Here is a 25,538-nt window from a genome sequence, read left to right as displayed (position 1 = left end):
GCCATGCGCCCGTAGCTCAACGGATAGAGCATCTGACTACGGATCAGAAGGTTGGGGGTTCGAATCCCTTCGGGCGCGCAGAACGTTGACGCAGGTCACCCGGCCGCGGGGGCTGTCGACGGGGCGGGCGGGTGTCCCGCTATCCCTCTACCTGTCCCCCTACTCCGGTGCCTGCGCGTGCCGCGGGCGTCGCGAGGGCGCCCGGGACGATGCGGGGACGGAGATCAGCGAACCGAGCAGTGGCCGTCTCAGGGGGCGGCGTGGTGGTGGGAGCCAGCGGGAGCGGCGTCCTGGGGTGTGGGAGGTCCGGGTCCCGACCGGTGAGCAGGTGGCGGGTAGGGCCCGGCAGCGTTCCTACGTCGTGCATGGCTCGGCCGCGGACGCCGCCGCGCTGCGGGTCCGGCTGGCCGCGACCCCTTCGGTGCCGTCGCCGGCGGTGATCACCGTCGGCGAGTTACTCGGGATGTGGCTGGCCGCGGACCAGCCGTGGAAGCCCTCGACCCTGGTCGGGTACACCTCCGTGGTCCGGTCGCTGCGCCGGGACCGTCTCGCCGGTGTCCGGGCCGCGGCGCTGACCCCGCGCCTGCTCCGGGAGAGCCTGCACCGGTGGCGCCGGGAGGGGGTGAGCGAGGCGGTGGCCGGGGCCCGGTTCCGGGTGCTGCGCTCTGCGGTCGGCTGGGGCTGGACCGAGCGGTTCCTGGACGTCAACCCGATCCGGGCGACCCGCGGCCCGGCCCGGCCCGACGCCCGCCGCCCGCTGACCGACGAGCAGGTCTGGGCCCTGCTTGGCGCCGCCGACCTCGCGCTGCTCGAGGCGTTGGCGAACGACACCGGCAGTACCTCCTCGGCCCGCCGGCTGCACCGGGCCGAGCAGGACCTGCTCCTGGTCCGACTCGCCGGCGACACCGGTGCCCGTCGCGGCGAGCTCGCCGCTCTGAAGACCGCCGACCTGACCGGCCGGTCTCTGACCATCTCCCGCGGCCTGTCCGCGGGTCAGCTCACCACACCGAAGTCCGGGCGGGCCCGCACCATCACCGTCGGCGCCAGCACCGCCGCCCTGTGGCACACCCTCACCGAGCGGTGGACCGACCGGGTCGCCCCGGACACCCTGGGCCCGTGGCTGTTCAGCCCCCACCCCGACCACCACACGAGGCTCGGCGCCGAGGTCCTCGATCGCCGCTTCACTCGCATCCGCTCCACCGCCGCCGTCCCGGACGCCACCTTGCACCGGCTCCGGCACTCCGTGGCCACCTTCCTCGTCGCCCGCGGTCAGATCCTCCAAGCCCAGCACCGCCTCGGTCACGCGGACGCCGCCACCACCCTGCGCGAGTACGCCCACGCCCTCCCCGACACCGACCACGCCGTCGCCGACGCCATTGACGCCCGTCTCCATGCCCCTTCCGACCTAGGGTTGCCGGCACCCGACCGCCACGGCCCGGACGGCCGGTGAGCTGCCCGCTTCTTGCGGCGCGCCCCGCGCTGATCCGTCACGAGCGCGGTCGGAGACGGCGGACGGGGTCCGGCGAGCAGACCCTGCCCGCGGGAGAGATGCACGCGGGTGGCCCACGGCAGCTGGTCAACGCGAAGAGCGATGAGTCCTCCCGGACCTGGTCCGGCGCCGAGATTCCGCCACAGCCTGTGGCGAAGTCCCGGCCGAGGTACTGCTGGCGCTGCCGCGGGAGGCCACGACCTGTTGCGCGGGGATGTCAGTACCTGCGTGGCGGGATGTGGTGGCCGTACGTGGCCGCCGGCGCGGTCGCCGTCACCCCGACGGTGGTGCTCAACTCGGCGGCCTGGGCGCTGTGCGACGCGGTCTTCGCCACCTTCACGCTTCTCGCGCTGGACGCGCCGGCGCACCGGAGGCTGCACCCGCATCGGCGGTCTGCTCTGGCGATCTCGACACCGTTCGTCCTTCCGAGTGTGCACGACAGGTACATCTACCTGGCCGAGGTGGCGGCCTGCCGGAACGGTCAGGCCGGGTGGCTGGACGCCCCCAAGGCCGCGCCCTGCTCCGAGGCCCACCAGCTGGCGAGCAGCCGCAGCTTCTCCTCGGTCTCGGACCCGGGCGCCGCGGTGTAGACGGTGAGGTTGAGGCCGTCGTCCGCGGGCAGGGCGAGGACGTTGTACTCGAGCTCGACGAGCCCCACCACGGGGTGGTGCATGCGCTTTATGCCCTCGATGTGCAGCCGGACGTCGTGGCGCGCCCAGCGGACCCGGAACTCGTCCGACCGCGTGGACAGCTCGCCGACCAGGTCGGTGATCGACCGGTCGAACGGGGAGCGCCCGGCGACGGTGCGCAGGCTCGCGACCGAGGCGTCGGCGATGACGTCCCAGTCGGGGTAGAACCTCCGCGCCGCGGGGTCGAGGAAGATGAACCGCGGGTAGCTCACCGGCTCCGTTTGGCTGAGGTACAGCGGGTCGTACAGCGCGCGGGCGAGGGTATTGGTTGCGACGATGTCCGCCCGCTGGTTGCCGAGCACCGCGGCGGCATCGGTCACGGAGTCGACCAGGTGGCGCAGGCTCGCCCGGACGGTCGCTCCGACCGCCGGCCGGCGGCGTGCGCGGGTGCCGGCGTTCGCGGTGCGCGCGAGGTCGTATAGGTGGGACCGCTCGGCCTCGTCGAACCGCAGCGCGGAGGCGATCGCGTCGAGCACCTCGTCGGAGACCCCGCGCAGGTCACCGCGCTCGAGCTTGGTGTAGTACTCCACGCTCACCCCGGCCAGGACGGCGACCTCGCCGCGGCGCAGCCCCGGCACCCGGCGGGTGCCGACGTCGGGCAGACCCACCATCTGCGGGGTCACCTTCGCGCGGCGGGTCACCAGGAACTCGCGCACCTCGTCCTTGGACATGTCTCCACGGTGGGTGGCCGCTCGCGGGTCGAGGGAGGTACTGGCAGAACCCCCACCGACAGGACCTGGTTGTCCCGCGCCGGGACGGCTTGGCTTGGGGCAGTACCCGAGCGAAGGAGACCCCAGCAACCATGCGTGCCACCGTGATGTACGGCGCGGGCGACGTCCGCGTCGAGACCGTGCCCGACCCGTCGATCGTCGAGCCGACCGACGCGATCGTGCGTTCGGTGCGGGCCTGCATCTGCGGGTCCGACCTGCACCCGTACCACTCCCTGCAGCAGCTGCCGCAGGGCGCAACGATGGGCCACGAGCTCATCGGCGTGGTCGAGGAGGTCGGCTCCGCGGTGACGAAGGTCGCCAAGGGCGACTTCGTGATCGTGCCCTTCGCCTTCTCGGACAACACGTGCCCCATCTGCCAGGAGGGCTTCCACACCGCCTGCCTGCACGGCGGGTTCTTCGGTCCCGGGGTGGGCGGTCTGCAGGCCGAGCTCGCCCGCGTGCCGCAGGCCGACGGGACGCTCGTGAAGGTTCCCGACCTCGGTGACGCCGACGACGCGACGCTCGCCTCGCTGCTGGCCTTGTCCGACGTCTACCTCACCGGCTACCACGCGGCGCACATGGCCGACGTGCAGCCCGGCCAGATCGTCACCGTCATCGGTGACGGCGCGGTGGGCCTGTCCGCGGTGCTCGCCGCCAAGCGGAGGGGCGCCGAGCAGATCATCCTCATGGGTCGCCACGAGTCCCGGACCGACCTGGGCCGCGAGTGGGGTGCGACCGACGTCGTCGCCGAGCGCGGGGACGAGGGCGTGGCCAAGGTCGTCGAGCTCACCGGTGGGCTGGGCGCGCACGCGGTGCTCGAGGCCGTCGGGCACATGCCGGCCTACCAGCAGGCCTACGGCGTCGTGCGCCCCGGGGGGATCATCTCCCGCGTCGGCGTGCCGCAGTACGAGGAGGCGCCGGTGGGCTTCGGCTCGCTGTTCGCCAAGAACGCGCGCCTGGCCGGCGGTCCCGCGCCCGTGCGCGCCTACCTCGAGGAGGCCGTGGCCCAGGTCGTGGCAGGCGAGCTCGCCCCAGGCAAGGTCTTCGACCGCACGATCGGCATCGAGGACGTCCCGGACGGGTACCAGGCCATGGACGACCGTGAGGCGCTCAAGGTCATGATCGCGTTCTGAGCCCGACGGCGATCGAAGGGACGGACATGGCGACCTGGACGACCGACCTCCTGGCAGCCCTCGGGGCTGCCGACGAGATCCAGATCAGCGCCGAGCGGACCGACGGCTCGACCACCGCCCCGATTCCCGTCTGGGTGGTCCGGGTCGGTGACGAGCTCTTCGTCCGTTCCTGGAAGGGTACAAACGGTGCCTGGTACCGGCACGCCCTCGTGACCCGGTCCGGAGTGGTCCGAGTCGCTGGGGTCGACCACCTCCTCACGTCGGTGACGCCGACCCCGGCCTGCGCGCCGCGATCGACCGTGCCTACCGTGCCAAGTACGGCCGGTACGGCGACGCGTACGTCGGGCCGATGACTGGCGCCGCCGCGGCCGCCACCCTGCGGCTCGACCCCCGCTGAGGCCGAGCCCGTTCCACGACTCGAAGGAGACACCGACATGACAGCTGACCACGAGCCCTCGGGCGCGCAGAAGGCCTTCGGGGACTTCGCGCCCGGGCTGGTGCACTTCACCGACGACGTGCTCTTCGGCGAGGTCTGGCCGCGCGACCAGCTCACCGCCCGGGACCGCAGCCTGGTCACGGTCGCCGCCCTGGTCGCCGGCGGCAACGCCGAGCAGCTGACCTTCCACCTGCAGTACGCCAAGGCCAACGGGCTCACCGAGCCCGAGCTGATCGAGGCGATCACCCACCTGGCGTTCTACGCCGGCTGGCCCAAGGCGTTCTCCGCCATGACCGTCGCGAAGCAGGTCTTCGCGCGGGGCTGACGCCCGTGGGCGACCGACCACCGATCCACCACCGAGAGGAGCAGCCATGGAGCTGCAGCACGTCAGCCCGGCCTGGAAGGCGCCGGCCCAGGCGTTCACCGGCGACGTCTACGTCACCCCGATCTACGCCGGCACCGGCCCGTCCCGCATGACCATCGCCCTGGTGCGGTTCACGCCGGGTGCGCACACCAACTGGCACAGCCACGCGGTCGGTCAGACCCTTCACGTCGCCGAGGGCGTCGCCCTGGTCGGCACCCGTGACGGCCGGGTCGTCCGTGCCCGGGCCGGGGACACCGTGATCTGCCCGCCCAACGAGGAGCACTGGCACGGCGCCCCGGCCGACACCTTCGCCGCTCACCTGGCCATGCTCGAGGCCGAGCCCGACGGCTCGGATCCCACCACCTGGCTCGAGCCGCTGCCGGACGAGCAGTACGCCCGGGCGAACGGGGCCTGAGCTGGCCGCTACCCTGTCGGTGCCGCCGCGGGACGCCCGGAGGGCCCACGACGGGCACGCCCGATACGCGGTCCGGGGCTCGGGGCCCGGGTCTAGCCCGGGTGCGTGCGGACCGCGGCCGTGCATCCCCCGACGGTGGCGCTGGCATGACACAGGGCGAGCCGTTGCCGATGAGGTAGAGACTGACTGCCCCGCGCGGTCGGCGTCGCCGGGGTCCTCTTCGCGCTCCTGTTCGGCGTGAGCATCGTCCTCATGCGCGTCGCGGTGGACCGGCACCCGGACGGCATGAGCGTCTGGACCGGCGCGGAGGCGGCAGGCCGTGGGCCCAGAAACGGGCCCAAGAATGGCCGAGCGGGGCGGGCTTGGTCACGATCTGACAACAATCGACTGGACGCGACGGAAGCCGACACCTGGCGGTTGACCTGCGACGATGCGCTTCCGGGGCGTCGTCCGGGGTCAGGGTGAGACGGTCCCTGTCGGTCGCCTCATGTGACTACCCGGCGGATCGTCACGCACCCCCTGTGGCGAGGGTCGCGACCTGTGTCAGCCCCTCGTATCTACGGGTGTGCGAAATCTTCAAGAAGAACCGGCACGATCAACACCTGCATGCGCACGCGCGTGGCCACCACAATGCCGACGGACACGCTTACCCGCCTGAGGCGCCTGCTGCCGGGTGGAGGCCCGCCGTCCAGCCGAGGGTCGGGGTAGTGAGGAACTCCTGGCCGGCGTTGGCCCAGCCGCCCATGCGCTGAACGCCGAGTACGCCTGGGCCGCACAGCGGGATCGAGGTCGCGTACCCGTCGGCGGCCTCTGGCGAGACGTAGACCACCTGGGTCGGGCCGCCGGGACGCCAGCGGCGGATCTCCTCAGGGCTGATCGGCGGGTCGAAGTCCTCTCGGTCCCAGTACAACCACCCATCACAGATCACCGTCGAGCCGGCGACCGCGCTACCCAGGTCGTAGGTGGTGCCGCCGACTCGGACGCGCAGCGGGACGTCGAAGAAGTTCGTGCTCCCACCCATCTCGGGGTCCTCGACGGGCGGTTCGGTCCAGACCACCCAATCGCGCCCGACGATGTCACGCGAGACGCACCCGTCGATGTCCACGACCTCGTCACGCCCGTCGGGCAGCGAAATGCGGTGCACGGTCGCGCAGTCGGCGTCAGAAGCCAGCGTCTGGAAGCTCAGGGTGTGCTCGTACAGCTGCAGCCAGCCCAGGTCGCTGTCGGCATCGACGCACGCCACGGGGTCGGGGTCCAGCCTGGGCTCGGCGACCGACAGATCCATCCGCCGTACGCAGTAGGCCTGGTTCGGGCCGGGTGCGGTCAGGTACATGGTCGAGCCGTCCACGGCGGTCTCACTCCACGCCGAGTCCTCACCGGTCGACTCATAGAGCACGTCCACGGTGTCGGAGGTGGGGTCCCAGCGATCCACCCAGAAGTCCTCGGTGCCATCCTCCCCGAGGCCGAACACCACCTTGCCGTCGATGAGGTACGCACTCTGGATGATCCTTCCCGCCGGGACCTGATGGGTCATGCGGGTTCCAGGACCGAAGATGGCCAATACCTCGCCGTTGCCGGTGTCGTTGAGGATCGCGACGATCTGCTCCTTGGTGACCACCTCGACACGAGACAGTTCGTCCGACGGGCCCGCCGCCCTCGCCCAGTCGGCCAGCGCGTCCACGACATCACCGCCGTCACCGGGCGTCGACGACGCCGTCGACGGCGCGGTCGGAGGCGACGTTGGTGGGGCCGCAGTCGTGGGCGCCGTCGACGGCGCGGTGCACCCTGATGCGAAGAGGGCCAGGCCCAGGGCGACGACGATCGCCCCGGGCCCGGCCGCGCAGTTCTTCACCATCCGATGTTCTGGTTCGGGTTGGCCAAGGTCGCGCCCCAGAGGTTCTCCTTGCTTACGCTGTGGTAGCCAGCACTGTGAGCACCACCGGTCCTGAAGTCACGCTCGTCATACGGGTCGATAATCGAGATTGTGGTCGCATCGTAGCCGCGGCCGGTCTGGTAGTGGCCGCCGTGGTTGTAGTTGATGTAGCCGTAGTACGCCCGCAGCAGCTGGACGTGCTCGATCACAGGTGCACCGTAGTAGCCGATCCGGGTGTGGTGGAGGCTCATGAACCAGGTCGCGGTGTTGCCGGGGCTCACGGGGAAGATGGTGTAGGCGCCCCCATAGGCAGCCGAACCCCACGTGGTATCGGTATTGATGCGGGCGACCATGCTCCCGATGTACGTGCCCGCGGTAGTCGTCCCCATCAAGCTGGCCCAGAGAGACTGCGAATCTTTGCCACCGTCGTTGGCCCAGTCAATGGCCTGCATAGTTGCCGGGCCACACCAGTAGTCACGTTCCTGCTCCGTGGCGTACCCGGACATGATGTATCGCGAGGACGGGAACGTCGGGTAGCTTGCGGCGACGGCCACTTCACCGCTGACCGGTTCGCTCGACGTGCCAGGCGTAGCGATAGCCGCCCGCAACTGCTGCGCCTTCGCCGATCCCTCGGCCAATCCGAGGTCCGGGTACTTCGCGAAGAACCCCGGCGGGGGCGCGACGTCCGTTCCTATGTACTCCTGAAGCTTGACCCGGCCGACCGCACGGCGCGCGCTTTCAATCTGGCCGTTCTGCCGCTCGGCGAGCTCGGCACGCGGCAACTGCTTCAACTCGTCGACGAGGGTCGCGAGCCCCATGTCACCCGTGTCGGAGTCCTCTGTCGCGAGGGCCGCAGCCAGGTTAGCCCTCCAAGCCGCCGAGCCGGGCTTCGACTGGACGAAGCCGAGTTCGGTGCAGAAGCTCTCGCCATCGATGACTGTGCAGCGGATCACATTCATCGCATCGCTCAGTTCGCTATCGCCGCTCGGAGCGGCCATGGCCGGTTGAGCGAGTGGAACAGCGATCGCCATGGCGAGGGCGGCCGTCGCGCCGCGGCGCAAGAATACCCGGTGGTACACGTGAATCAGCCCCCTAGCGCAACAGTGACCTTCACAGTTGTGACGGCGCGAAGTTACTGGTGTCCGACCTGCGACACGCCGGATTCGGTGGGCGAGTTTGCTTGTCACGCGTCATTCGCCCGAACGGTCGAACGCCTTGCGCTCGTTGGGCCACGGCTTCGTCAACGCGCCGCCTGGGACTCGACGCCGCCGCCCGGGGCGAGCATCGTGGCCAGCTCGATGTCGGCGTCCGGGTCGATCGCCGTCGCGCGGGCCCGAGTAGGGCCAACGAGTAGAGCGAGCTCGGCATGGTCACGCGCCTCGCGGGCGGCGTGCATGGCGTCGCGGAGGAGCTGCTCGTTCGCGCTGCCGACCGTGAGGCCGATAGCAGCGGGGGGGCCGGGCGCCGACGAGGTCGCCGGTGTCCATCCGCGTGAGGGCGAGCGCGTGTGCCACGTCGACGATGTTCTCGATCATGGTGATCGCCAGTTCCTCGCATCAGTCGTAGGCGCCGGGTGGCGCACCGGCGAACGGGCGGCCTCAGACGCGGTCGAGCGCCTTCTCGAGTAGATCGGGGTCGGGTGGATCGGAAGCGAGCCCGGCGGCGGCGAGGTCTCGGATGTCGTCCCAATCGGCACGCACGGCAGCCGAGAGGCGGTAGTCGTCGTGGCGCTCCGGCCTGGGGAAGTGGGGCCAGCCGTCGGGGTCAAGGCCGAGCCACGTGCGCAGCCGGGAGATCGGGGCGACCTCATCGGGACGAAGTTTGTAGGTGACGGTCGTGTAGTAGCCGGCGACCCGGGTGCGGGCCTCGTCCAGGCCCAGCAGGGTCCGGGCTCCGTTGCGGCGGTCCAGTTGGCCGGACTGCTCCTTGAGCCAGATGTCGAGTTCGGGCTCACTGGAGTCGAAGGGCGAGTGCTTGACGATGGTGCGCTCGAAAGCCCGAGCGATGATCACCCGTCCAGTGTGCAGGGACGTCGCGCGGCGCGGCAGGCCGACCTCAGGGTGAACCGCTTGTTGATCGAGTTCCACTTCCCGAACCACTCGGCGCGCCGGTCCGGTACTTCCAGACCATGCCCTCCACCGCCAGACGGGGATCGGTCCACGGCCGCCCCGCCGGCGGGCTTCGACGATTGCAACACCGCCCACACCCGATCAGAGATCTCCTGCCCGCTCACACACCCGGTCCCCACCAGCAGCAGCCGAAACCACTTGATCAACACGCCCTGGCCGCCGCCCAGGATGCCGGGCACCGCCAGCGACCTGTCCTGATCGTTGGCTCCCCGTCGGGGGGAGTCTTGGACCGGCCCTATCGGTGGGCCAGACGGGAGGCGCCGAGTGGCGCTGTCACGAGTCGCTCAGATGCACGCCGCTGAGATCCGCCAGCACGACTGGTCGGACGCGCACGCCCGGTTGGACCGCGCTGGTCACTCACGGGCGGACGATCGCGGCCCTGCCCCGCAGATGGACCCCAAGTCGACGGACAACGTCCGCACAAACGCCATGTGGGTCACCGCACAGGTCCTCGCGTACCTTGACCCGAACTTCGACGTCGTCGAGTTCGCTCGCGAGTGCGGCGTCGCCCTGTCACCCGGTGCCCTGCGCGCCGGTCTACGGGGCGGCAAGGACGGGTATCACCGACCTGGGACCCGCAAGTTCGACGAGTAGATCCCGCGGCCGAGATCTGCCGGGATCATGGGCAATCGCGAGTAGGCAGGTGCGGTCGATGTCGACCAGGTCGGCGAGGGCGTTCGGGAGCTCGGGTTGAGTGGGAACCTGGCCGACGCCGCGACTTGGGCGCTCCCCGCGTGGGCCCAGAGACGGGCCCAAGAATGGCCGACCGAGGCGAGGTTGGTCACGATCCGGCAACAATCGACCGGACGCGACGGAAGCCGACAACGGACGGTTGACCTGGGACGATGCGTCCCCGGGGTGTCGTGTGGGGTCGGCCCGAGACGGTCCTGGTCGGCACCACGTACGGATCAGAAGGTTGGGGGTTCGAATCCCTTCGGGCGCGCAGAACGAGCGGGGCGCTCGGCCGCATGCTGCGTCGTCAGAGGGTCGACTCGCGGGCCCCGCGACCTCCACGCGCGCACCCTGGCTGCGCCGCCACGCGCGACCAGTGGCTGATGAGCGGGCGGCGCCGTGCCATGAGCGGGGACGAGCATCCGGGTGGAGGAGCGTGCGTGTCATGTGCTCAGAGCGGGAAGGCGGTCATCGACCGTCCCGCCCCACCAGCGGGCGGTACGTGCACCCCTAGGCGGGCTTGTGCCCGACCACGACGTCGAGCTGGTCGCCACCGGCCGCGCGCAGCGCGGCGCCGAACAGCCGGTGGTCGCCGGCGATCGGTGCCCAGCTGAGGGTCACCGGGTCGAACCCCGCCTCGGCCATCATGCGGGTCGTGACCGTGGCGCTGATCGCGGTGTAGACGCCCGCTATCCCGCGGCTCTGACGGGACTCGACGCCATTGGGCAGCTGCTCCGCCGCGAAGGAGATCACGGCTCGGCCGCCCGGCCGCAGCACCCGGAAGACCTCGGCCAGCACGGCCCGCGGGTCGGGGAAGAAGGGGTAGGCGTCCATACAGGTCACGGCGGAGAAGGTGTCGGCCGGCCAGGGCAGCGCCGCGGCATCACCCTCCGCCACCTCGGCGGTGCCGTCCGCGATTCGGCGGGCGAGCCGCTCGCGCGCCAGGGCGACCTTCTCCGGGGTCAGGTCCACGCCCGCGACCCGGCGCGCCCCGGCGGCGTGCGCCACCAGGAACTCGCCCCAGCCGCACGCCACGTCGAGCACCTCGTCGTCCGGGCGCAGGTCGAGTGCCGCGGCGATCGCCCGGTACATCGGCGCATCCATCGCCGAGTTCAGCCGGCTGCCGAGCCGCCCCGGCGCCGCACCACGGGACATCGACTCCCTCGCGTGCACGGCTCCGCCGGACCGCGCGGCCCAGATGGCCGCCGCGATGGAGGCCAGGACGGCGAGTCCGAGGAGCTGGGACGTGCGACGCATGGTGGCCCTCCCCGGGACCGACCCCTGCACGGGGCGTGCCCCAGCCTCCAACGTAACGCTCGCGTCGGTCCCCCGTGAGCCAACCACATGCGGAGAGGTGACGTGACGGCCTCGTGGCGCCGACGGAGACCATGTCACGACCGGCTCGACCGGCACGCTACGACGGACGGGAGCAGGTTGGGGGCTCGAATCCCTCGGGGCGCGACCTCGGGCACGCTTCGTGATGACGCGGGACAGCCTCACCCGAAGGTGTGATCGGGAGGCAGGGCGACGGATGCGCCCCCGAATGTCCGGTTCGTCGGGATAGGTTGGCCGGTCGAGGTCTCTCGAGGGATCGGGGTCGATCGTGCCTGGTCGTGCTGGGAGGGGTGGGCGTCCGGCGTCGCTCGTGGCAGGGGTCGCAGCAGTGGTGCTCGGGCTCCTGGTCGGGGGCGCGTCCGCTCCGGCGCGCGGGACCGAGCGCGCTGCACGTGCGCCCGCTGCACCTGTGCCCGCGGTAGCTGCCCCCGCCGTCCCGGCCGTGGCGTCGCACCGTGCTCCGGCGGCCTCCACGTTCGCCCCACCCCGTGTGGTGACCCAGTCGCCCGTGCGGCTGGTGGACGACCGCACCGTCCCTGCCGGACGTGTGAGGTGCGTCCAGGTCGCTGGGCAGGCCGGCGTCGCCCCGGAGGCCGCGGCGGTCTTCGTGAACGTCACGACCGTCCGGCCCGACGGCCCTGGGTACGTCGTCGTCTACCCGGACACCCGTGGGGACGGGGCCACACCGGCCCCCGGCACGTCGACCGTCAACTTCGAGCCCGGGGCGGACGTCGCCAACGCCGCGGTCGTCGCCCTCCCGGCGGACGGTCGGCTCTGCTACCTCACCCGTGGGGCGGCCAGGACGGGCGTGCTCATCGATGTCACGGGCTACACCCGGGGCGCCGCGGACGTCCACGCCGGGAGCCCCATCCGGCTGCTCGACACCCGGACCGGAGCGGACCACGTCGGCCCCATCAACGGCCCCGTGCGCCCAGGTCACGAGTACACCGTCGACGTGCTGGGCCACGCCGGGGTCCCGGCGCAGGCCGTCGCAGTGCTGGCCAACGTGACTGTCACGGGTGTCGCCGCGGTGGGGAATCTCGTGGTGTACCCGGCAGGCGAGGGCAAGCCGGGTACGTCGACCCTCAACTACGCGGTGGGCAAGGACAAGGCGAGCGCCACCGTGGTGGGCTTGTCGGTGGCCGGCCGGCTGAGCCTGTACTCGACGAGTAGCGAGCCGGTGCAGGTGATCATCGACATCACCGGCTGGATCGGGGCCGACTCGCCACTGGTCCCGGTGCCCCCGACCCGGGTGATGGACACCAGGCGGCACCCGGCCGGCGACCCGGCCGCCGGGTTGCACGCGGCGGAGCGGCGGACCCTTGACGTCCTGGAAGCGGCAGGGGGCCGGGTTCCGCAGGACGCCGCGGGGGTGCTGCTCACCGTGACCGCGGTCCATCCGAGCGCCCTCGGCAACCTGCGCGTCTATCCCGGCGGTGGCACGGCCGCGGTGCCCTATGCCTCGACGCTGAACTACATCGTCGGGCGAGACGTCCCCAACACCGCGGTGGTCGGGCTGGACCAGGCCGGCGCCGTCACCTTCTACGACGACCAGGCGCCCGGGGGGACGGTGGACCTGGTCGTCGACCTGGTCGGCTACGTCGCGGCGCGCACCGACATCGCGGTCCTCCTGGACCCGACGGTGACTCCTCAGACCTGCGATCACGGCCTGCTGCTCGGCGGGTCGATCACCTGGCCGGACCCCCTGCCGACGGGCATCGTCTCCGCCCAGATGGTGGGTTGGCGCGACTCGGTCGACCCGCAACGGGACCTGGATCCACGCCAGTACTCCCTCGAGGTCCAGGTCGCGGACGGGTACGCCCTGGTGGACCCGGGGGCGATCGACGAGGGCGGCGGGCTCTACCACCTCCGGCCGGAGGTCCCGGCCTACAGCGCTCCGTGCGTCCCCGAGACGCACCGTGTGACGATCGGCGTCGACGGCGCGCAGCCGGACGGCGCACCCGGCTCGGCGACGGTGAGTGACGGGGCGCACTGGGTGGCCTACGACTCCGCGGCCTCGAACCTGGTGGCGGACAAGGACCCGGACCGCTACTGGACGGACTCCTTCGTCACCGATCGCCTCACCGGCGAGACGGAGCGCGTCTCGGACTCTCCTCCCGGTCAGCCCGACGGGTACGTGGCCTTCCGGCGCCCGAGCATCAGTGCGGACGGGCGGTACGTGGCCTTCGGCGCCTACACGGCCGAGGACATCCGCTGCCAGATCTATCTGCGTGATCGCGGCACCGGGCTGACCACGATGATCTCCACGGGACCGGATGGCGCCCCGGGCAACCACGGCTCGAGGTCGGCGGTCGTGAGTGCCGACGGCCGGTGGGTCGTCTACAGCTCCGCAGCGACCGATCTCGTGCCGGGGCTGGCTCCGGGGTCATGGCCACGCCTCTACGCCTACGACCGGACCACGGGCGCCACGTCCTTCGTTGCCGACGGCTGGAACCCGTCGGTCAGCGGCGACGGGCGGTGGATCGCGCACCTCGTCGACGCGCGAGACCTCGTGCCGGACGCCCGCTCGACCGCGCACCAGGTCGCCGTGACCGACCGGGTCACCGGGGCGACCACGCTGATCAGTGCGACCGCCGACGGCAGCCCGCTGCAGGCGGGCGCTGACCACCCGGCCATCAGCGCCGACGGGCGGTGGGTGGCGTTCGACTCCTTCGCCACGGACATCCCTGAGGCGCCGTGGGACGCGAGCCCGGACCGCAGCCAGGTCTACCTCGCCGACCGGCTCACCGGGGCCACGGTGCTGGTGTCCCGGGACCGGTTCGCCTCGACGCCCCTGCCCGGCAGCTCCCTCGCCCCGTCGGTCAGCGCCGACGGGCGGTGGGTGGCCTTCACGACCTTCGCCGCGGACCTGTTCGGTCACGACGAGAACGGTACGTCCGACGTGGTCGTGTGGGACCGGGTCAGTCAGCGGTCGGTCCCGCTCTCGGTCGGCCCGGACGGGATGACCGCCGACGGGGCCTCCGGGTCCCCGGCGATCTCACCCGACGGGCGTTGGGTCGCCTACCGGTCCGACGCCTCGAACCTCGTGGCCGGGGACACCGTGGGGTCGGCGGACATCTTCCTCACGGCCAACCCATGGGCGCGCGATCTGGCCGGGCTCGCCGACGTGGCCGTGACCGGCGCCTCCGTCGTGCAGGCGGGGGCGTGACCGGCCCGGCAGTCGCCTCACGGCGCGTGGCCGCTCGTAGCGGCTGAGAGTGAAGCCCGGGGGACATGAACCGGACCGGCCACGGGGGTGCCAATGCCTGGGCGGCCCGGAACATTCCCGGGCCGCGCAGGTTCTTCACCGAGCGGTCCTGCCCTGGCGATCGACGTCCCGTTCGGGTAATGATCGATAGATGGACACCTCAGTGCGCGCCGCCATCTGCCAGGACTGCGACTGGCAGGTGAGCGGCAGCTCGGCGTGGAACGCGGCCGAGGTGCACGAGACGGACACGGGTCACACCGTCAAGCGGACCGGGCCAGGTGCACGTGGGACCCGGCCCGCTCGGTTCACCCAACCCCTCGAGGGCCCCAGCGACGCCTGAGCTCCTGACAACGACGCGTCCCCGTCCGACGGGCGAGGGGCCGGGCCGGCTGCGGCCCCTGACGCGCGAGGCCGCGGCGGACGCCGAGGGCTCTCCCAGGCCGTTTCCAGCGTCTGGGGGCAGGATGTCGTCCACCGCCACCCTGGAGGAGCCTCGATGATCGACCGCCGCACCTTCCTCGCCGGGACCGCAGCCGTGGGCGCCGTCGGAGTCGTCGCCGCGTGCTCGTCCCCGAAGTCCTCCGGTGGAGGACAGCCTTCACCAGGGTCTGCCCTGGTGGCGCTGGCTGACGTCCCCGTGGGTGGCGCGGTGACGGCGACCACCGCGGCCGGCGCGCCGGTGGTGGTCTCCCAGCCCACCAGCGGCACCGTGGTCGCGTTCTCCGCGATCTGCACACACGCGGGATGCCTCGTGGTCCCCAACGGCGCGGAGCTGGACTGCCCGTGCCACGGATCGGTGTTCCAGGCGTCCAACGGGGACGTGGTGCGCGGCCCCGCGACCAAGCCTCTGCCGCCCGTGGCGGTCGCGGTCAAGAACGGTGAGGTCGTCGAGGGCTAGGCCGGCTCAGGCGCGTCCGGAGTCGCCGAGCCGCGGCACGGTGCGGCCGAGCAACGGCGTGCGCACCCGGCGCCGGGGCTCGGGCTGACTGGGTTCTGCACCGAGCGCGCGGCGCCGCTCTGCCTCCGCGACGCGTTCCTCGGCGTCCGCGAGGCGCTCTTCGGCCTCCGCAAGTCGCCCTTCGAGGTCCGTGGCACGCTGCTCGGCTTCCTCGACCTGGAACCTGGCTTCCGCGACCTGCCGTGCGGCGTCCGCCACGGCGGTACGGGCGGCCTCGACGGCAGCCGCACGATCGTCCTCGGCGCGTTCGCGGGCCTCGGTGAGCGCCTCGAAGAGGCCGGACTTCTCCAGGACGGCCATCGCGACCTCGAGCCGGAGAGCGCGCTCGGACGGCCGGAGCTCGTCCCAGTTCCCCTGGTGCATCACCTCGAGCCGGGTGCGCTCGAGCGCCTCCGCCACCAGGTCGAGCTGCGTGAGGTCCACATCCCGACAGTACGTCCGACACGGCCGGCTGTGGTCCTCCCGTCGACCACTTCACCCACCTGTCTCACCCGGGCGGGTGAACGGTACGGGTCGCCACGACGTCGGTGATCTGTCGGCCTGCGGCCACCCCGCGCCGCTCGTAGGCGGTGATCGGGCGGTGCGGGGGCCGGGGCGCGGGCCCGTCGTACGCGTTGGTCAGGCCGGGATCGGCGGCCACGACCTCGAGCATCACCTCGGCGTAGGGGGGCCAGTCGGTCGCGCAGTGCAGCGTGCCGCCGGGTCGCATCCGGGAGCGCAGCAGCGCCACGTGCTCCGGTGCCACGATCCGCCTCTTGTGATGGCGTGCCTTGGGCCACGGGTCGGGGAAGAACAGGTGCACCGCATCCAGGCTGCCGGGTGTGATCCGCCGTGCCAGGTCCAGGCCGTCTCCGTGCGCCACTCGGACGTTGTCCAGGCCGGCTCGCGCGACCAGCACGAGCAGCTGCGCGACGCCCGGCAGGTGGGCCTCCACCGCCAGGTAGTCGCGTCCGCGGTCTGCCGCGGCCATCGCGGCGGTCGCCTCACCCATGCCGGAGCCGATCTCGAGCACGACGGGCGCGACTCGTCCGAACAGCGCTGCGGTGTCCAGCAGACCACCGTCGTCGCGTGGGCCGGTGCCCAGAGCGTCGTCGTGCACGGAGAACCCGAACCGCGGCCACAGCTCGGTCAGGGCGCGGGACCGTTCGGCGCTCAACGGGCTGCGGCGGGGGTGGAAGGTGCGGATCGGCCCGTCGCGGCGGTCGGGGACGTGCGTGAACCGGGAGCCGGGGCTGCTCACCCCGGCACCCCGAGGCGTTCGCCCACCCAGGAGCGCACCGCGTCGAGGTACCGGGAGCGTGCCGGCCCCGGGGACAACGCCAGGTCGTGCACGCCGCCGGCGATCTCCACGACGGTGACGTCGTGCCCGAGCCGCGGGGCCAGGCGCTGCATCTGCTCCACGCTGAGCACCGAGTCGGTGCGATCGATCGCGTCGTGGGCACGGTTCGGCGGCCCGCTGGCATCGGACGTGCACACCAGGACCGGGACCTCCACCGCGAGCCCTCCGTGCACAGCCCCGTGCGCCCTGCGTACCGAGTCCAGCCAGCGCGCACGGACCCCGAAGCCCTCATCCGGCTTCCACGCCAGGTCGTACTCCCAGCCGCCCCCGTCCGGGTCGTGCAACCAGCGGCCGTAGTGCGCGGCGAGCCCGCTGACCACGACGTCCGGGGCGAACCGGGCGAGCAGGTGCACGGCCCTGGTCGTGACGACCCGGTCGAACCACCCGCGGTTGAGGTCCAGCCACGGGCTGTTCAGCACCAGGCCGTCCACCAGGGGGCCGGCCGGCCGGGCGGCGCGGGCATCGGCCCACATCGCGGCGATCAGGCCTCCGGTCGAGTGCCCCATGACGACCAGCTCGTCGTGGTCGGCGCGGATGGCCTGCACGGCCGCGTCGAGGTCCTGGGCGTGCACTGCGATGTCGTCGACCACGTTGGGCGGGCGTCCAGGCCGGATCGAGCGGCCGTAGCCACGCAGGTCCAGGGCGAAGAAGTCGCGCCCCAGCCCCCGCCAGAGCTCGGCGAGGTGCGTCTGGAAGAAGTAGTCGACGAACCCGTGCACGTAGAGCGCGGCCCCGGGCCGCTGCCGGCCGTCCGGCTCAGGGCGGACGAGCGTGGCAACCGCCTCGCCGTACCGGTCCGCGGGCACGGCGAGGTCGCGGGCCTGCCAGCGGGGGCCCAGCACGTCCTGGCGCCACATCTCAGCGGACCGCCTTGACCGAGATCACCGGGCTCGTCGACTCGAGCAGGATGCGCTGCGCGGTCGAGCCCAGCAGGAGCTTGCCGACAGGGCTGCGGTGCCGCAGGCCGATGACGACGCCGCGGACGTGCTGATCAGCCTCCAGGTCGAGGATCTCGTCCGCTGCGCTCCTCCCGCGGACCAGCTGACGCAGCGTGAACCGAACGCCCTCAGCGCGCAGTCGTCGCTCGAGGTCGGCCACCTGGGTATCCGTCGCGAAGTCCGCGTGCGGGTTGCTCGAGGCGGAGACGTTCACGACGAGCAGGTCGTCGTCGTGGTGGTGGGCCTCGGCGATGGCGTGGTCGAGGGCCGCCTCGCCCTCGGGGGTGGGCGTGTACCCGACGATGATGATCACGGTGCGACACCTCCTCGGCGCTAGGCCGATCATGCCAGGCGTGTGCGTCCCACGCTCCAGGCGGACGAACGCGCCCGGAGCTGCAGCTCCGGGCGCGTTCATCGTTCGGCTCAGGAGGGCGGTCGCTGGTCACCGTCCTGTGGGGGCTGCCAGCCGCTAGGGGGCGGGGGCGGCTGCTGGCCGGCAGGCGGGATCTGCTGGGTGGGCTGTCCGTCCCACTCCTGCTGGCCGGGCTGCTCTGGCTGGCCGGGCTGCTGCCAGCCCTGTGGCGGCGGCGGCGGTTGCTGGCCGGGCTGCTGCCAGCCCTGCGGCGGCGGTTGCTGGCCGGGCTGCTGCCAGCCCTGTGGCGGTGGTTGCTGGCCGGGCTGCTGCCAGCCCTGCGGCGGTGGTTGCTGGCCGGGCTGCTGCCAGCCCTGCGGCGGTGGTTGCTGGCCGGCCGGCGGCATCTCCTGGGTGGGCTGACCGCCCCACGCCTGCTGGCCCGGCTGCTGCCAGCCCTGCTGGGGCTGCTGACCCTGCCACTGCGGCGCTGCGGCTCCAGCCGCCGCCATGGCCGGGGTCTCCTTCTTGCGGCCGCGCGCGGCCACCACGGCGATCCCGGCGATCGCGGCGACCAGGACGACGCCGGCGACCACGAGGATCCACCACGGGAAGCCGGACGAGGCGGCGTCCTCGTCGGCTGCGGTCACGGTCGGCTCGGTCGCCTCGTCGGACGGAGCAGGGGTCTCGTCCGCTGCCGCCTCGTCGGACGGGCTCGCCTCCTGCGACGGGCTCGCGGACGTGGTCGCCTCCGACCCGGCGCCTGCGGAGCCGCCTGGGACCGCCGACCCGCGGGCACTCATCTCCGTGACCTCGCCGTACGGCGGCCGCCACGTGACCGTGTTGCCGTCCACCGTGCCGTTGTTCTCACCGACGGCGCCGGGGAAGGTCACCGAGACCTCGACGACGAACGAGTCGAGGAACGCCTGCGTGGTCGGGTCCTCGGTGGCGGAGGTGTCCACGCCGGAGCCGGTGTCGCTGAGGTCCATCGTCCCGGTCACGACGTAGTCGTCGCCGTCCCGCTCGATGGTCAGGTCCGGGGTGGAGAGCTGGTCGATCGGGGCCTCGGCGAGGGTGTACCGCACGCCGGTGTAGCCGTCCTCGGCGTAGGGCTGCTGGTCGGCGCCCTCCGGGGCGTCGGTGGCCATGTCGCTGCCCATCTGGTCCCACATCTCCTGCGGGTCCATGCCCATGGACTGGGCGAACTCGTCGGAGATCGCCATCACCATGGACATCGAGCCGGTGTTGTCCGGCTTCAGGGTCAGGTCGGTCGTGATCTTCATGCAGCCGGTCAGGGCGAGGGCGGACACCAGGCCCAGAGCCAGGCCGCGGAGCCACCGCGGCGCTGCGGCGCGGCTGCGAGGGGAGTCGTGGCGCGTCATGGCGCACATCCTGCCGGGGCGCGGCTCGCGGCGTGAGGGGCTTGGCAGGGTGAACTGTCGATCGTTACCTCTACGTCACCGAGTGCCGACCGCTCGGCACGGCGCTCACCCAAGAGTTGAGTGGAATAGACTCAACTTCGCAGTGCGTTGCGTGAGCAGGACCCGACACAGGAGCGCCGATGGACCCGAAGTTCACCACCAAGTCGACCGAGGCCCTGGCCGCGGCCCTGCAGGCTGCAGGCGCGGCGGGCCACCCCCAGCTGGAGCCGGTGCACGTGCTGACCGCTCTGCTGGACCAGCATGGCGGCGTGGCTGTGGGGCTCCTCGACGCCGTCGGCGTGGACCGTGCCGCGCTCGTCAAGCGCCTCGAGGCGACGCTCGCCGCGCTGCCGTCGGCGAGCGGTTCGACCGCGCAGCCCAGCGTCGCGCGGGCGACGAGCGCGGCGTTGTCCGTCGCGGGCAGCGAGGCTCAGGCGCTGGGCGACGAGTACGTCTCCACGGAGCACCTGCTCCTGGGCATCGCCGCCGGCCAGTCCTCGGCCGCCGAGGCGCTGCGCGGCGTCGGTGCCACGCGGGACGCCCTGGCTGCGGCGCTGCCCACGGTGCGCGGTTCTGCCCGGGTCACGTCCCAGGACCCCGAGGGGACCTACAAGGCCCTCGAGCAGTACGGCGTCGACCTCACCGCCGCTGCCCGCGAGGGCAAGCTCGACCCCGTGATCGGCCGGGACGCGGAGATCCGCCGCGTCGTCCAGGTGCTGTCCCGGCGCACCAAGAACAACCCGGTGCTGATCGGCGAGCCAGGCGTCGGCAAGACCGCCGTCGTGGAGGGTCTGGCCCAGCGCATCGTCGACGGCGACGTGCCGGACTCGCTGCGCGACAAGCGCCTCATCGCCCTGGACCTCGCGTCGATGGTGGCCGGCGCGAAGTACCGCGGTGAGTTCGAGGAGCGACTCAAGGCCGTGCTCAACGAGATCAAGGACTCCGACGGCCAGGTCGTCACCTTCATCGACGAGCTGCACACCGTGGTCGGGGCCGGCGCCGCGGAGGGCTCGATGGACGCGGGCAACATGCTCAAGCCCATGCTGGCCCGCGGCGAGCTGCGGCTGGTCGGCGCGACCACGCTGGACGAGTTCCGCGAGCGGATCGAGAAGGACCCGGCCCTCGAGCGCCGCTTCCAGCAGGTGTTCGTCGGCGAGCCGAGCGTGGAGGACACCGTCGCCATCCTGCGCGGGATCGCGCCCAAGTACGAGGCGCACCACAAGGTGACGATCTCGGACGCCGCCCTGGTCGCCGCGGCGACGTTGTCCGACCGGTACATCACCGGCCGGCAGCTGCCGGACAAGGCGATCGACCTCGTCGACGAGGCCGCCTCGCGGCTGCGCATGGAGATGGACTCCTCGCCGGAGGAGATCGATGCTCTCCAGCGCGCCGTGACCCGGCTGGAGATGGAGGAGTCCTACCTGGCGGAGTCCGGGGCGGACGACCCCGCGTCGGCCGAACGCCTGTCCAGGCTTCGCGCCGAGCTGGCCGACCGGCGCGAGGAGCTCTCGGGCCTCACCGCGCGCTGGGAGGCCGAGCGGGCCGGCTCGAGCCGGCTGGGCGACCTGCGTGTGCGTCTGGACGAGCTGCGGACGCAGTACGAGAAGAACTACCGCGAGGGCGACTACGAGACGGCCTCACGGCTGCGGTACGGCGAGATCCCGGCCGTCGAGCGGCAGATCGCGGAGGCCGAGGCCGCCCAGAGCGAGCGCGACGGCGCCTCAGAGGCCGAGCCCATGATCGCGGAGAAGGTGGGCCCGGACGAGATCGCGGAGGTCGTCTCCGCATGGACCGGCATCCCCACCGGACGCCTCCTCGAGGGCGAGACCGCCAAGCTGCTGCGGATGGAGGAGGTCATCGGTGCACGCCTGATCGGCCAGTCCTCGGCCGTGCAGACCGTGTCCGACGCGGTGCGCCGGGCGCGGGCCGGCATCTCCGACCCCGACCGGCCCACCGGCTCGTTCCTGTTCCTCGGGCCCACCGGCGTCGGCAAGACCGAGCTCGCGAAGTCCCTGGCGGACTTCCTGTTCGACGACGAGCGCGCCATGGTGCGCCTCGACATGTCGGAGTACTCGGAGAAGCACACCGTCGCCCGGCTCGTCGGCGCGCCCCCGGGGTACGTCGGCTACGAGGAGGGCGGCCAGCTCACCGAGGCCGTCCGGCGGCGTCCGTACGCGGTCGTGCTGCTCGACGAGATCGAGAAGGCCCACCCCGAGGTGTTCGACATCCTGCTGCAGGTGCTCGACGACGGGCGGCTGACCGACGGTCAGGGCCGCACGGTCGACTTCCGCAACGTCATCCTGGTGCTGACCTCGAACCTCGGCTCGCAGTTCCTGGTGGACCCCACCATGAGCGACGACGCGAAGCGCGACGCGGTGATGTCCGCGGTGCGCGCGGCGTTCAAGCCGGAGTTCCTCAACCGCCTCGACGACGTCGTGCTGTTCGACTCGCTGAGCCTGGCGGAGCTCGGGCAGATCGTGGACCTGCAGCTGCGGCACCTGGCCGGCCGGTTGGCCGACCGGCGCCTGGCCCTGGAGGTCACCGACGCCGCGCGCGAGTGGCTCGCGATCGAGGGGTACGACCCGGCCTACGGTGCGCGCCCCATGCGACGGCTCGTCCAGCGCGAGATCGGCGACCGCCTGGCGAGCTTGCTGCTGGCCGGTGCGGTGCCGGACGGCGCCACGGTCGAGGTGGACGTCAACGCCGACGCCGATGCGGGTGGGCTGGTCCTCGGCGTCGCCTGACGTGACCGAGGGCGACAAGCCGACGGTGTCCCGGGCGCGCCTGCCCGCCCGGCGCTAGCGTCGGGACCATGCGCGAGACCCCCCCGGCCGACCCGTCCGAGCGCGACCCGGCCACCTTCGACCCCGACCGCTACGACGCGGTCCTCTTCGACCTCGACGGGGTCCTCACCCCGACCGTCGAGATCCACAAGCGCGCGTGGCGGGAGCTGTTCACGGGCTACTTCAGCGAGCACGGGATCACGCCGCAGTACACGGACGAGGACTACTTCGCCCACGTCGACGGCCGCCCGCGCTACGAGGGGGTGCGGGAGTGCCTCGCCTCGCGGGACGTCCGGATCCCCGAGGGCGACCCGTCCGACGAGCCGGGGACGCCCACGGTGTGCGGACTGGGCAACCTCAAGGACGCCGAGGTCAACCGGATCCTCGCCACGGACGGCGTGCAGCCGTATCCCGGCTCGGTGGCATGGCTCGACGCCCTGGTCGCCGGCGGCACGCGGGTGGCGGTGGTCTCCAGCTCGCGCAACACGCGCACGGTGCTCGCCGCGGCCGACCTGGCGGACCGGTTCACGGTCGTCGTCGACGGTGTCCGTGCCGCGGCCGACGGGCTGCCCGGCAAGCCGCGGCCCGACACCTACGTGCAGGCCGCCCGCGACCTCGGCGTCCCCGTCCAGCGCGCGGTCGTGGTCGAGGACGCGGTCTCGGGCGTCGCGGCCGGACGCGCCGGGGACTTCGGTCTGGTGATCGGGGTGGACCGTGGCGTGGGCCACGACGCCCTCCGCGACGCCGGAGCGGACCTGGTGGTCGCCGACCTCGCGGAGCTGCTGCCATGAGGCGGCGGGGCACCCACGCGGCGGGCAGCGCCATGCCCAGCTACCTGGACCGCACCCGGTTCCCCGTCGATCCGTGGCGACTGACCGAGGAGTTCTTCTCCGACGGCGACCTGGGGACGACGGAGACGCTCTTCGCCGTGGGGAACGGCTACCTGGGCATCCGCGGCACGTTCGAGGAGGGGCGCGACGCAGAGCATCACGGCACGTTCGTCAACGGCGTCCACGAGACGTGGCGGATCCGCCACGCGGAGCAGGCGTACGGGTTCGCGCAGGTCGGCCAGACCATCGTCTCCGCGCCGGATGCGACGATCTTCGAGCTCTACGTCGACGACGAACCGATGGTGCTCTCCGTCGCCGACCTGGTCTCGTACCAGCGCACCCTGGACTTCGCCGACGGCGTCCTGCGGCGGGAGCTGCTGTGGCGCACGCCCAGTGGCAACCGCGTCCTGGTCCGTACCCAGCGGATGGTGTCCTTCGTCCAACGTCACCTCGCGATCCTCACCTACGAGGTGACCTCGCTCGACCAGCAGGTGCCGATCACGATCGCGGCGAAGGTGGTCAACCGCGCCAACGGCGAGGCGTACCACGAGGCCGACGGCGACGGGCTGCGTGACCCGCGCCGCGCCGAGGAGTTCACGGGCCGGGTCCTGCACCCCGAGGTGAGCTGGGGCGACGAGGAGCGGGTGCTTCTGGGCTACCGGTGCGAGGACTCCGGGATGACGTTGGCCGTCGGGGCCGACCACCTCATCGAGACGGGCAACGCCTACGAGGTGAAGTACGAGGTCGCTCCGGACCTGTCCCGGCACATCTTCCGGGTGCACGCCGAGCCGGGCATGCCGATCACGGTGAGCAAGGTCGTGTCCTACCACTCCTCGCGCAGCGAGCCGCCCGCGGAGCTCATCACCCGGGTGCGCCGCACGCTGGACCGGGTCCGCAGCGAAGGCGTCGAGCAGCAGCTCATCGACCAGCAGGGCTGGCTGGGCGACTACTGGGCCCGGTCGGACGTGGAGGTCGAGGACCAGCCGGAGATCCAGCAGGCGATCCGCTGGTGCCTGTTCGCGATCGCCCAGGCAGCGGCCCGCGCCGAGGGACAGGGCATCGCCGCCAAGGGCGTCAGCGGCTCGGGTTACGGCGGCCATTACTTCTGGGACACCGAGGTCTACGTGGTGCCCTATCTCGTGTACACGTCACCCGGCTTCGCGCGCAACGCACTGCGGTTCCGTCGCACGATGCTGCCGTCGGCGCGCCGGCGGGCCGCGGAGCTCACCACCCGGGGTGCGCTGTACCCGTGGCGGACCATCAACGGCGAGGAGGCGTCGGCCTACTATGCGGCCGGCACCGCGCAGTACCACATCAACGCGGACATCTCCTACGCCGTGAGCACCTACGTCAAGGCCACCGGTGACGAGGAGTTCCTGGCCCGGGAGGCGGTGGACATCCTGGTGGAGACCGCACGGATGTGGGCCGACCTGGGTTTCTGGCGCGGCAACGGTGAGGACTCGTTCCACATCCACGGCGTGACGGGCCCGGACGAGTACACGACCGTCGTCAACGACAACCTGTTCACCAACGTCATGGCGCGCTTCAACCTGTGGCGGGCCGCGGACGCCGTCGGCGAGGTCGCCGCCCGGTGGCCCGTGCACTACGAGCGCATGGTGGAGCGCCTGGGCCTGACCGCGGACGAGGTCCTCGAGTGGCGCCGCGCCGCGGACGCGATGGCGATCCCGTACGACGAGCGGCTAGGCATCCACCCTCAGGACTCGCTCTTCCTCGAGCGGGAGGTCTGGGACCTGCCGGCCACGCCCCCGGAGCGTCTGCCGCTGCTGCTGCACTACCACCCGTTGGTGATCTACCGGTTCCAGGTGCTCAAGCAGGCGGACGTCGTGCTGGCGCTGTTCCTCCAGGGCGAGCACTTCACGCTCGAGGAGAAGCGCGCGGACTTCGACTACTACGACGGCATCACGACAGGGGACTCGACCCTGTCCGGGGTCGTGCAGTCGATCATCGCGGCGGAGGTCGGCTACCACGAGCTCGCGCTGCGGTACTTCCACGACTCGTTGTTCGTGGACCTCGCCGACCTGCACGGCAACACCGCCGACGGCGTCCACGTCGCATCCGCGGGCGGGGTGTGGAGCGCCCTGGTCTACGGCTTCGGCGGGATGCGGCACCACGGTGAGGAGCTGACCTTCGCCCCCAGGCTGCCGATGTCGTGGCCGTCCCTGACGTTCCGGGTCACGCTGCGGGGGACGCGCCTGCGCGTGACGGTGCGCCAGGAGACCATGGACCTCGCGGTGGAGGACGGCGAGCAGATCACCGTGGCGGTGCTCGGGAGCCGCGTCACCGTGACGCCCGTGCACCCGGTGACCGTGGCGCTGCGCGACCAGGGACCCAGGATCGGCGGTGTGCCCGAGGCGACGGCGCTCCGCGGGACGCTGCGCGCCGACGGGACGGTGATCACTGCGTCCGTGCCGCACCACACCGGCCGGAACCGCTGAGCAGTCGG

The 25,538-nt window shown here is 72.0% G+C and carries 24 protein-coding genes, 1 tRNA gene and 1 pseudogene; 14 read left to right on the top strand and 12 right to left on the bottom strand.

Annotated elements, in window-relative coordinates:
• Nucleotides 1–5 precede the first annotated feature (5 nt).
• Together Q6348_RS01965 and Q6348_RS01960 are read left to right on the top strand one after the other, a co-directional pair.
• A tRNA-Arg gene (locus Q6348_RS01965) sits at nt 6–78 on the top strand.
• 250 nt (nt 79–328) lie between these two features.
• On the top strand, nt 329–1,450 hold the full coding sequence (locus Q6348_RS01960) for a tyrosine-type recombinase/integrase (protein ID WP_304599651.1): 1,122 nt from the start codon (nt 329–331) through the stop codon (nt 1,448–1,450).
• Nucleotides 1,451–1,970: 520 nt separating this feature from the next.
• Here Q6348_RS01960 and Q6348_RS01955 read toward each other — a convergent pair.
• Nucleotides 1,971–2,849, bottom strand: a complete 879-nt coding sequence (locus tag Q6348_RS01955) for a helix-turn-helix transcriptional regulator (protein ID WP_304599650.1) — start codon at nt 2,847–2,849, stop codon at nt 1,971–1,973.
• A gap of 131 nt (nt 2,850–2,980) precedes the next feature.
• Between Q6348_RS01955 and Q6348_RS01950 the strand changes: the two genes are divergently transcribed.
• From Q6348_RS01950 to Q6348_RS01940, 5 genes and pseudogenes are all read left to right on the top strand, one after another.
• Nucleotides 2,981–4,021: an alcohol dehydrogenase catalytic domain-containing protein gene (locus Q6348_RS01950; RefSeq protein ID WP_304599649.1), complete on the top strand. Its 1,041-nt coding sequence runs from the start codon at nt 2,981–2,983 to the stop codon at nt 4,019–4,021.
• 26 nt (nt 4,022–4,047) lie between these two features.
• Nucleotides 4,048–4,266 (top strand): annotated as a pseudogene (locus Q6348_RS15670) (DUF2255 family protein); the annotation flags it as partial.
• On the top strand, nt 4,191–4,418 hold the full coding sequence (locus tag Q6348_RS15665) for a DUF2255 family protein (RefSeq protein WP_350339674.1): 228 nt from the start codon (nt 4,191–4,193) through the stop codon (nt 4,416–4,418). The pseudogene Q6348_RS15670 and the gene Q6348_RS15665, both read left to right, overlap by 76 nt.
• A 37-nt stretch (nt 4,419–4,455) precedes the next feature.
• The gene (locus tag Q6348_RS01945; protein ID WP_304599648.1) at nt 4,456–4,782 is read left to right on the top strand and encodes a carboxymuconolactone decarboxylase family protein; all 327 of its coding nucleotides are present in this window, start codon (nt 4,456–4,458) and stop codon (nt 4,780–4,782) included.
• A 46-nt stretch (nt 4,783–4,828) separates the two neighbouring features.
• Nucleotides 4,829–5,236, top strand: a complete 408-nt coding sequence (locus tag Q6348_RS01940; RefSeq protein WP_304599647.1) for a (R)-mandelonitrile lyase — start codon at nt 4,829–4,831, stop codon at nt 5,234–5,236.
• Nucleotides 5,237–5,882: 646 nt separating this feature from the next.
• Here Q6348_RS01940 and Q6348_RS01935 read toward each other — a convergent pair.
• From Q6348_RS01935 to Q6348_RS01915, 5 genes are all read right to left on the bottom strand, one after another.
• Nucleotides 5,883–6,917 carry a hypothetical protein gene (locus tag Q6348_RS01935; RefSeq protein ID WP_304599646.1) on the bottom strand — a complete coding sequence of 345 codons (1,035 nt, stop codon included), beginning with the start codon at nt 6,915–6,917 and terminating at the stop codon, nt 5,883–5,885.
• Nucleotides 6,918–7,084: 167 nt separating this feature from the next.
• Nucleotides 7,085–8,188, bottom strand: coding sequence for a C39 family peptidase (locus Q6348_RS01930; RefSeq protein ID WP_304599645.1), 1,104 nt, complete (start codon nt 8,186–8,188; stop codon nt 7,085–7,087).
• A 161-nt stretch (nt 8,189–8,349) separates the two neighbouring features.
• Entirely contained in the window at nt 8,350–8,505 is a 156-nt protein-coding gene (locus Q6348_RS01925) for a hypothetical protein (RefSeq protein WP_304599644.1), read from the bottom strand.
• A 202-nt stretch (nt 8,506–8,707) separates the two neighbouring features.
• The gene (locus tag Q6348_RS01920; protein ID WP_304599643.1) at nt 8,708–9,121 is read right to left on the bottom strand and encodes a hypothetical protein; all 414 of its coding nucleotides are present in this window, start codon (nt 9,119–9,121) and stop codon (nt 8,708–8,710) included.
• A complete protein-coding gene (locus Q6348_RS01915; protein ID WP_304599642.1) occupies nt 9,118–9,417 on the bottom strand; it encodes a hypothetical protein in 300 nt (99 codons plus the stop codon). Before Q6348_RS01915 ends, Q6348_RS01920 begins: the two co-directional genes overlap by 4 nt.
• Nucleotides 9,418–9,526: 109 nt before the next feature.
• Here Q6348_RS01915 and Q6348_RS01910 point away from each other — a divergent pair, with 109 nt between their 5' ends.
• On the top strand, nt 9,527–9,832 hold the full coding sequence (locus Q6348_RS01910; RefSeq protein ID WP_304599641.1) for a hypothetical protein: 306 nt from the start codon (nt 9,527–9,529) through the stop codon (nt 9,830–9,832).
• Between the two features lie 588 nt (nt 9,833–10,420).
• Here Q6348_RS01910 and Q6348_RS01905 read toward each other — a convergent pair.
• Nucleotides 10,421–11,167 (bottom strand): class I SAM-dependent methyltransferase, encoded by a 747-nt coding sequence (locus Q6348_RS01905; RefSeq protein ID WP_304599640.1) that lies wholly within the window; start codon nt 11,165–11,167, stop codon nt 10,421–10,423.
• Nucleotides 11,168–11,753: 586 nt separating this feature from the next.
• On the opposite strand from Q6348_RS01905, the gene Q6348_RS01900 reads away from it, so the two are divergent.
• From Q6348_RS01900 to Q6348_RS01890, 3 genes are all read left to right on the top strand, one after another.
• Nucleotides 11,754–14,414 (top strand): TolB family protein, encoded by a 2,661-nt coding sequence (locus tag Q6348_RS01900; RefSeq protein ID WP_304599639.1) that lies wholly within the window; start codon nt 11,754–11,756, stop codon nt 14,412–14,414.
• A 190-nt stretch (nt 14,415–14,604) separates the two neighbouring features.
• A complete protein-coding gene (locus tag Q6348_RS01895) occupies nt 14,605–14,793 on the top strand; it encodes a hypothetical protein (RefSeq protein ID WP_304599638.1) in 189 nt (62 codons plus the stop codon).
• 156 nt (nt 14,794–14,949) lie between these two features.
• A complete protein-coding gene (locus Q6348_RS01890; protein WP_304599637.1) occupies nt 14,950–15,351 on the top strand; it encodes a QcrA and Rieske domain-containing protein in 402 nt (133 codons plus the stop codon).
• Between the two features lie 6 nt (nt 15,352–15,357).
• Here the strand turns inward: Q6348_RS01890 and Q6348_RS01885 are convergent, their stop codons facing one another.
• From Q6348_RS01885 to Q6348_RS01865, 5 genes are all read right to left on the bottom strand, one after another.
• Nucleotides 15,358–15,834, bottom strand: coding sequence for a hypothetical protein (locus Q6348_RS01885; protein ID WP_304599636.1), 477 nt, complete (start codon nt 15,832–15,834; stop codon nt 15,358–15,360).
• Nucleotides 15,835–15,898: 64 nt separating this feature from the next.
• Nucleotides 15,899–16,651, bottom strand: coding sequence for a tRNA (guanosine(46)-N7)-methyltransferase TrmB (trmB, locus tag Q6348_RS01880; protein WP_304599635.1), 753 nt, complete (start codon nt 16,649–16,651; stop codon nt 15,899–15,901).
• Nucleotides 16,648–17,607 (bottom strand): alpha/beta hydrolase, encoded by a 960-nt coding sequence (locus tag Q6348_RS01875; RefSeq protein ID WP_304599634.1) that lies wholly within the window; start codon nt 17,605–17,607, stop codon nt 16,648–16,650. Before Q6348_RS01875 ends, trmB begins: the two co-directional genes overlap by 4 nt.
• Nucleotide 17,608: 1 nt before the next feature.
• A complete protein-coding gene (locus Q6348_RS01870) occupies nt 17,609–18,001 on the bottom strand; it encodes a universal stress protein (RefSeq protein WP_304599633.1) in 393 nt (130 codons plus the stop codon).
• 110 nt (nt 18,002–18,111) lie between these two features.
• Nucleotides 18,112–19,422 (bottom strand): LppM family (lipo)protein, encoded by a 1,311-nt coding sequence (locus Q6348_RS01865; RefSeq protein WP_304599632.1) that lies wholly within the window; start codon nt 19,420–19,422, stop codon nt 18,112–18,114.
• A 179-nt stretch (nt 19,423–19,601) separates the two neighbouring features.
• On the opposite strand from Q6348_RS01865, the gene clpB reads away from it, so the two are divergent.
• From clpB to Q6348_RS01850, 3 genes are all read left to right on the top strand, one after another.
• Entirely contained in the window at nt 19,602–22,205 is a 2,604-nt protein-coding gene (clpB, locus tag Q6348_RS01860; protein WP_304599631.1) for an ATP-dependent chaperone ClpB, read from the top strand.
• A gap of 68 nt (nt 22,206–22,273) precedes the next feature.
• Nucleotides 22,274–23,035 (top strand): HAD family hydrolase, encoded by a 762-nt coding sequence (locus tag Q6348_RS01855; RefSeq protein ID WP_304599630.1) that lies wholly within the window; start codon nt 22,274–22,276, stop codon nt 23,033–23,035.
• On the top strand, nt 23,032–25,530 hold the full coding sequence (locus tag Q6348_RS01850; RefSeq protein ID WP_304599629.1) for a glycoside hydrolase family 65 protein: 2,499 nt from the start codon (nt 23,032–23,034) through the stop codon (nt 25,528–25,530). Before Q6348_RS01855 ends, Q6348_RS01850 begins: the two co-directional genes overlap by 4 nt.
• Nucleotides 25,531–25,538: the final 8 nt, after the last annotated feature.

This window comes from Actinotalea lenta (assembly GCF_030586465.1).
Taxonomy (GTDB): domain Bacteria; phylum Actinomycetota; class Actinomycetes; order Actinomycetales; family Cellulomonadaceae; genus Actinotalea; species Actinotalea lenta.
The sequence above is the reverse complement of the archived record's forward strand: the minus strand, read 5'-3'. Positions and strand labels throughout refer to the sequence as shown.

Bases quoted from the DNA above. Each gene is read 5' to 3' on its own strand.
- Q6348_RS01955 (WP_304599650.1), bottom strand. From the start codon at position 2,849: ATGTCCAAGGACGAGGTGCGCGAGTTCCTGGTGACCCGCCGCGCGAAG.
- Q6348_RS01950 (WP_304599649.1), top strand. From the start codon at position 2,981: ATGCGTGCCACCGTGATGTACGGCGCGGGCGACGTCCGCGTCGAGACC.
- Q6348_RS01945 (WP_304599648.1), top strand. From the start codon at position 4,456: ATGACAGCTGACCACGAGCCCTCGGGCGCGCAGAAGGCCTTCGGGGAC.
- Q6348_RS01940 (WP_304599647.1), top strand. From the start codon at position 4,829: ATGGAGCTGCAGCACGTCAGCCCGGCCTGGAAGGCGCCGGCCCAGGCG.
- Q6348_RS01925 (WP_304599644.1), bottom strand. From the start codon at position 8,505: ATGCACGCCGCCCGCGAGGCGCGTGACCATGCCGAGCTCGCTCTACTC.
- Q6348_RS01910 (WP_304599641.1), top strand. From the start codon at position 9,527: ATGCACGCCGCTGAGATCCGCCAGCACGACTGGTCGGACGCGCACGCC.
- Q6348_RS01905 (WP_304599640.1), bottom strand. From the start codon at position 11,167: ATGCGTCGCACGTCCCAGCTCCTCGGACTCGCCGTCCTGGCCTCCATC.
- Q6348_RS01895 (WP_304599638.1), top strand. From the start codon at position 14,605: ATGGACACCTCAGTGCGCGCCGCCATCTGCCAGGACTGCGACTGGCAG.
- Q6348_RS01890 (WP_304599637.1), top strand. From the start codon at position 14,950: ATGATCGACCGCCGCACCTTCCTCGCCGGGACCGCAGCCGTGGGCGCC.
- Q6348_RS01875 (WP_304599634.1), bottom strand. From the start codon at position 17,607: ATGTGGCGCCAGGACGTGCTGGGCCCCCGCTGGCAGGCCCGCGACCTC.
- Q6348_RS01865 (WP_304599632.1), bottom strand. From the start codon at position 19,422: ATGACGCGCCACGACTCCCCTCGCAGCCGCGCCGCAGCGCCGCGGTGG.
- clpB (WP_304599631.1), top strand. From the start codon at position 19,602: ATGGACCCGAAGTTCACCACCAAGTCGACCGAGGCCCTGGCCGCGGCC.
- Q6348_RS01855 (WP_304599630.1), top strand. From the start codon at position 22,274: ATGCGCGAGACCCCCCCGGCCGACCCGTCCGAGCGCGACCCGGCCACC.
- Q6348_RS01850 (WP_304599629.1), top strand. From the start codon at position 23,032: ATGAGGCGGCGGGGCACCCACGCGGCGGGCAGCGCCATGCCCAGCTAC.